5 protein-coding genes are annotated in these 6,006 nt (G+C 72.8%); 3 read left to right on the top strand and 2 right to left on the bottom strand.

Translation table 11 applies throughout. The features are described 5' to 3' along the window. Together MXD58_RS17955 and MXD58_RS17950 are read right to left on the bottom strand one after the other, a co-directional pair. On the bottom strand, window positions 1-1,196 hold a 1,196-nt coding region (locus tag MXD58_RS17955; protein WP_250609613.1), incomplete at its 3' end, for an LLM class flavin-dependent oxidoreductase. A 53-nt stretch (window positions 1,197-1,249) separates the two neighbouring features. Next, entirely contained in the window at window positions 1,250-2,479 is a 1,230-nt protein-coding gene (locus MXD58_RS17950) for an LLM class flavin-dependent oxidoreductase (protein ID WP_248837856.1), read from the bottom strand. A gap of 735 nt (window positions 2,480-3,214) precedes the next feature. On the opposite strand from MXD58_RS17950, the gene MXD58_RS17945 reads away from it, so the two are divergent. From MXD58_RS17945 to MXD58_RS17935, 3 genes are all read left to right on the top strand, one after another. Further along, window positions 3,215-3,829 (top strand): TMEM175 family protein, encoded by a 615-nt coding sequence (locus tag MXD58_RS17945; protein ID WP_248837855.1) that lies wholly within the window; start codon window positions 3,215-3,217, stop codon window positions 3,827-3,829. A 149-nt stretch (window positions 3,830-3,978) separates the two neighbouring features. After that, window positions 3,979-5,016: an efflux ABC transporter ATPase subunit, DrrA-related gene (locus MXD58_RS17940; protein ID WP_248837854.1), complete on the top strand. Its 1,038-nt coding sequence runs from the start codon at window positions 3,979-3,981 to the stop codon at window positions 5,014-5,016. Further along, window positions 5,013-5,873 (top strand): ABC transporter permease, encoded by an 861-nt coding sequence (locus MXD58_RS17935; RefSeq protein WP_250609612.1) that lies wholly within the window; start codon window positions 5,013-5,015, stop codon window positions 5,871-5,873. Before MXD58_RS17940 ends, MXD58_RS17935 begins: the two co-directional genes overlap by 4 nt. Window positions 5,874-6,006: the final 133 nt, after the last annotated feature.

The raw sequence follows: 6,006 nt of genomic DNA, 5'->3' as shown, positions 1-6,006 counted from the left end.
GCGTAGCGGTTGGCCGGCCGGGGCAGGCCGAGGTGCCCGCGCAGGGTGGCGCTCCGGTACTCGGTGCGGAACCGGCCGCGGCGGGCGAGTTCGGGGGCGAGCCGGCGGGTGATCGCGTTCAGGTCGTCGGGCAGGACAGCGGGACGCAGCCGGTAGCCGCTCAGTCCCGCGGCCTGCCAGTCGAGCAGCAGGTCGGCGAGTTCGCCGGGCGACCCGGCGAAGATCGTCGCGTCGGACCGGGCCGGCGCGTCCAGCAGGGCGTCCAACCGGCGCAGCCGGTCGCGGGCCGCCTCGGCGTCGTCGTCGAGAACGACGAGCAGATCGGCGAAGACGTGCAGCGTCTCGCCGGCCCGCCCGGCCCGGTCCTGCTCGTCGCGGACCTCGGCGACGATCGCCCGCGCCTGGCCGGCGTCGTGCGGAGTGACGTGGACGACGTCGGCGGCGCGGGCCGCGAGGCGGTAGGGAACGGTGGCGTGCGCGAGCGCGGTGACCACCGGCTGGCCCTGCGGCGGGCGCGGGGTGATCGACGGTCCGCGCACGGAGAACCAGCGGCCCTCGAAGTCGATGTAGTGCAGTTTGTCGCGGTCGACGAACCGGCCGGTGGCGACGTCGCGGATCTCGGCGTCGTCCTCCCAGCTGTCCCACAGCCGGCGCACGACCTCGACGTGGTCGGCCGCCTCGTCGAACGAGTCGGCGACGTAGGCCTGGACCTCGGGGGAGTCGAGGGTGTCACCGCGCAGCGCCGGCCCGGGCGGGCGCCGGCCGACATGCGGGACCTCCCCGGGCCGCCCGACCTGCACCCGCCAGCCGGCCCGGCCGCCGCTGGTGTAGTCCAGGGTGGCGATGGCCTTGGAGAGGTGGAACGGCTCGGTGCTGAGCACCGAGGTGGTCGGCACCAGGCCGACGCGCGAGGTCAGCGGGGCGACCCGGGCGGCGATCAGCACCGCGTCGAGGCGGCCGCGGACCTGGTCGGTGCGCCCGTCCGGGCTGCCGTCGAAGCGGGTGGACTGCAGGGCGAGGGAGTCCTCGACGGTCACGAAGTCGAGCAGGCCGCGTTCGGCCTCCGTCACCAGGTCCAGCCAGTAGCCCGGCGAGAACAGGTCTGCGGGACGGGCCGAGGGTGCCCGCCAGGCGGCCGGGTGCCAGCCGGCTCCCTCCAGAGCGACGGCGAGATGCAGCGGAGCGGACTCGGTCATGACGATCACCGCTTTCCGGTCGGACGCGCTGAGGGCTGGTTGCTGGTGGGGGTTCAGTGCTGGCGGCGCCGCCACTCCTCGGCGAGTAGTTCGTAGGAGCGGACCCGGTCGGCGTGTCGGTGTGTGATCGTCGTGATGGCCAGCTCGCGGGCGCCGGTCGCCTCCTGGAGTTGCTCCAGCCGGTCGGCGACCCTCGCCGGGGAGCCGACGAGCTGGGTCTCGGTACGGTCGGTGACCAGCGCGCGGTCCTCGTCGGTCCAGACGTGTGCCGCGGCCTGCTCGGGGGTGGGAAACGGGATCGCGCCGGCACCGGTGCGGATGCTACGGACCCACAATCCGTAGCCGGCGGCGAGCCGTGCCGCCGTCTCGTCATCCTCGGCGACGACGACGTCGGCCGAGACGGAGAGGTAGGGCTCGGCGAGCTGCGCCGAGGGCCGGAACGCCGCCCGGTAGGCATGCACCGCGTCCAGCACGGTGCTCGGGCTGTGGTGGTAGGACGCGGCGAAGCGCAGCCCCCGCGCGCCGGCGACGTCGGCGCTGGATCCCCCCGACGAACCAAGGATCCAGACCTCCACGTCGGCGCCCTCACCGGGGCTGGCGTGGGCCGCCACCCCCCCGGCGGACTGGTAGGTACCGGCGAGCAGCGCGAGGACGTCGTCGATCTGCTCGCCGTAGTCCGGTGCGTAGGCGCCGGGCTGATGGAGCAGGTCGAGCATCGCCCCCAGTTTCGGTGACGAGATCAGCTTCATGGGGTCGAAACGTTTCGGGAGCAGCAGGCCGTTGTCGGTGCGTTCCTCGGACTCGTGCGCCCCGCCGCCCTGCGACGCCCGGTAGGTGTCCGCCGCGGCGGAGGCGGCGGTGACGGGAACGCCCGCCGTCGCCTTTGCCGACCCGTTCGTCGCCGTGCCGTTCGTGGCCGCTGGGCTCGTGGTCGGGGCACGCCGGCTGATGGAGCGGCCGATGCCGAGATCGAGACGGCCGGGATGCAGCGCGTTGATGAGCCCGAACTCCTCGACGATGCTCAGCGGCGTGCGGTGCCCGGCCTGGACCCCGGCGGAGCCCAGCCGGATCGTCGAGGTGGCGCCGGCGACCAGCGCGATGGTCACGGCGGGGGAGGAACCGAGCACACCCGGGTTCAGGTGGTGCTCGGCGAACCAGTACCGCCGGTAACCCAGGCTCTCCGCGCGCCGTGCCAGATCGACGGTGTCGCGTAGCGCCGCCTCGGCGGTCGAGCCATCGCTGACGGGGACGAGGTCGAGCAGGGCCAACGGGATCTCGGGCATGGCGAGGGCCTTTCCGCGCGTCGGGTCAGCGGGTAGGGAACGCGTCGGGGAAACCGCCCGGGTGCCGCCTGCGGCCGGTCGGCACGGCCGGGGCCGAGGACGGCCGGGCGGTCGTGGCCCGGGCGTGATCGGCCGGCATCGGGGACGAACCACCCCGGCGGTGCGACGTCGCGTCGGGCGGGAACGAGCAGCCCGGGAGGCGCGGGCTGGCAGCCCGGGCGGCCGAGCGGGACGTGGGTCAGGCCGACGAAGTGGCGCGATCCCGCGGAGGGCGGCGGTCGCCCGGACAGAGACAGCTGGCGGACCGGTGGAGATCGATGGACAGGCGACGGGTCAGCAGCCGCGCCGGCCGGTTGGCGCGGGGACCGGGCTCGCTGGTGGCACCTGGGGCATGATCGCAGGTCGTGGAGCGGCCGCGCGCGCGGCGCATCGCTGCGGGCATGCCACTGCTCCTATGCCGAGGCCCGGGGAACCCGGGCCTGTTCCGTGCCCTGTCGGCCGTCCGCCTGCGGACGACCGGTGCTCAGCGCGCCAGGACGGCTGATCGTCTGGTCGGCGGGCCTGACCGAAAGATAGCCCGCGATGTTGGGTATGTCCATGGGGATGGTGGGTGAGGCGGCGGGCCTCGGCGGGCCGATTCCAGCCTGTCGGGTGCGGTTCTACCGCCGGGGCGCCCGTCTGCTCTGATAGCGGCATGGGGACACAGAGGGCGGCCGCTGCCGCCGGGGTGATCGCGTGAGGACCAGTCGGCTGGAGGCGTTCAGCGACGGCGTGCTGGCCATCATCATCACGATCATGGTGCTGGAGCTGAAGGTGCCCGAGGGGCACACGTTCGCGGACCTGCGGCACTCCACGGGCAAGGGACTGCTCAGCTACGTCCTCAGCTTCGTCTACGTGGGGATCTACTGGAACAACCACCATCACATGTTCCAGCTGGCGCGCCGGGTGACCGGGGGCATGCTGTGGGCGAACCTCGCACTGCTGTTCTGCCTGTCACTGCTGCCGTTCACGACCGGGTGGATGGACGAGTCGGACTATGCGCATTTCCCGGTCGTCCTGTTCGGGATCAACCTGCTGATCGCGGCGGTCGCCTATTTCGTGCTGCAGCTTGTCGTCATCCGGGCGCACGGGCCCGACTCGGCGCTGCGCCGCGCCATCGGCGCGGACCTCAAGGGGAAGATCTCGCCGGTGTTCTACCTCGTCGGGATCCTGTCCGCGTGGTTCGTCGACCCGCATGGCGATCTCGGCGTCATCATCGCGGCCGCCTGCTACATCCTCGTCGCGCTGATCTGGGTGGTCCCGGACCGCCGCATCGACCGCGTCGTCGCCGAGTTCGGCTCCCCGGACTGACCGTCGGCCGGCCGCGCCGCGGCCTGGGCGCGAGGCGGGTGAAACCGGTGTGAGGGCGCGGTGATACCGCCGTTGCCTAGCGTTCCGTTCAGCGCTGCGACCACCGCGGCGCTCCCGGATCACACCCGCATCCCGTGGAAGGAACTCGCGTGACAGCACTGCCCGCGGTCCAGGCCAGTGGCCTGGTCAAGAGATTTGGCGACCTTCGGGCCGTCGACCAGATCGACCTCGAGGTCCGCCACGGCGAGATCTTCGGGGTGCTGGGCCCCAACGGGGCCGGCAAGACGACGATGTTGAAGATGCTGGCCACGCTGCTGACGATCGACGGCGGCCGGGCCGAGATCTTTGGCGTCGACGTCGCCGCCGAACCCCACCGGGTCCGCCAGCTCATCGGCGTCACCGGCCAGTACGCCTCCGTCGACGAGGACCTCAGCGCCACCGAGAACCTGTGGCTGTTCGGCCGGCTCCAGGGTCTGCGCTCGGCGGACGCGCGGTCCACCGCGCGCCGGCTGCTGGCGCAGTTCGGCTTGGAGGAGGCCGCCGACCGGCGGATCTCCGAGTTCTCCGGCGGGATGCGCCGGCGCCTCGACCTCGCCGCCTCCCTCATCACCCGGCCGCCGCTGATCTTCCTGGACGAGCCGACGACCGGCCTCGACCCCCGCACCCGCGGGCAGATGTGGGACACCATCCGGGAACTCGTCAGCGACGGCTGCACCGTCCTGCTCACCACCCAGTACCTCGACGAGGCCGACCAGCTCGCCGACCGGGTCTGCGTGATCGACCACGGCCGCAAGGTCGCCGAGGGCACCCCGGACGCGCTCAAGACCCAGGTCGGCGACTCGACCCTGCAGCTCGAACTCGCCACCGGGGCCGACGCGGCGCTCGCCCGCGCGGTGGTGCTGCGGGTACTCGGCGAGGAGGCGGTCAGCACCCCCGAGTCCGGCCGGCTCAACGTCCCGCTCGACATCGCCGACCGGGCCGCCGACGTGCTGATCGCCCTGCGCGAGGCGAACGTCGCGATCGCCTCGGTCAGCGTCGCCAAGCCGAGCCTCGACGAGGTCTTCCTCGCTCTCACCGGCCACGGCGCCGAGGACGCCGCCGACGCCGGCAGCGGCGACCCGGCCGGCATCGTCCCCGGCCAGGACACACCCAGCCGCGCCGGCATCTCCACGGAGGTCGCCCGATGAACACCGTCCTCGCCGAGCGGACCGCCGGGCGCCCCGGGCCGCCGGCGTCGGCCACGGACCCCGCCGCCGCGGTCGCCCGTACCCGGGCCCGCGTCAGCCTCGGGGACACTGTCACCCAGACGCTCGCGATGGCGTGGCGGGCGTTGAAGAAGATGCGCCGCAACCCGGAGCAGTTCTTCGACGTCGCGCTACAGCCGCTGCTGTTCACCGCGATGTTCGCCTACGTGTTCGGCGGCGCGATCTCCGGTGATGTCCACAGCTACCTGCCGCTGCTGATCCCCGGCATCGTCGCCCAGACGGTGCTCACCACCTGCATGGCCACCGGGACGCAGCTGCGCGAGGACATGGACAAGGGGGTCTTCGACCGGTTCCGGTCGCTGCCGATGTCCCGGATCGCCCCCCTGGCCGGCCCGATGATCGCCGACCTCGTCCGTTACCTGCTCGCGGCGACCCTGACCTACCTGATGGGCATGGCCCTGGGCTACCGGCCCGGCGGCGGGGTGCTCGGGGTGCTCGGCGCGATCGTGCTGGCGGTCCTCACCGGCTGGGCGATCGCGTGGGCGTTCACCTGGATCGGCACCATCGCCAAGAGCGCCCGCAGCGTGCAGGGGATCTCGATGATGATCCTGTTCCCGCTGACGTTCCTGTCCAACGCCTTCGTGCCGGCGAAGACCCTGCCAGGCTGGCTGGAGGCCTTCACCAAGGTCAACCCGGTGTCACATCTGGTCTCCGCCACCCGGGACCTGGCCAACAACGGCGTGCTCACCGGGCAGGTCGGCTGGACCCTGCTCACCGGCCTCGTCGTGGTCGTGGTCTTCATGCCGCTGTCGGTCGCCAGCTACAAGCGCCAGCTCTGACCCGTGGCCAGGCGACCCCTCGTCCGCGCTCGGCGGCACCTCGTCGAGCCGTCCGGCCAGCTGGTCGACGAGAGCGCGAGCCTCCTCGACCAGCCGCGCCGGGTGCCGGGCGCCGCCCTCACCCGCCCGGGCC

The organism is Frankia sp. AgKG'84/4 (assembly GCF_023242965.2).
In the GTDB taxonomy this organism is placed as follows: Bacteria; Actinomycetota; Actinomycetes; order Frankiales; family Frankiaceae; genus Frankia.
The sequence above is the reverse complement of the archived record's forward strand: the minus strand, read 5'-3'. Positions and strand labels throughout refer to the sequence as shown.

Coding starts and splice junctions, on each gene's coding strand:
- MXD58_RS17935 (WP_250609612.1), top strand. CDS start 5,013: ATGAACACCGTCCTCGCCGAGCGGACCGCCGGGCGCCCCGGGCCGCCG.
- MXD58_RS17950 (WP_248837856.1), bottom strand. CDS start 2,479: ATGCCCGAGATCCCGTTGGCCCTGCTCGACCTCGTCCCCGTCAGCGAT.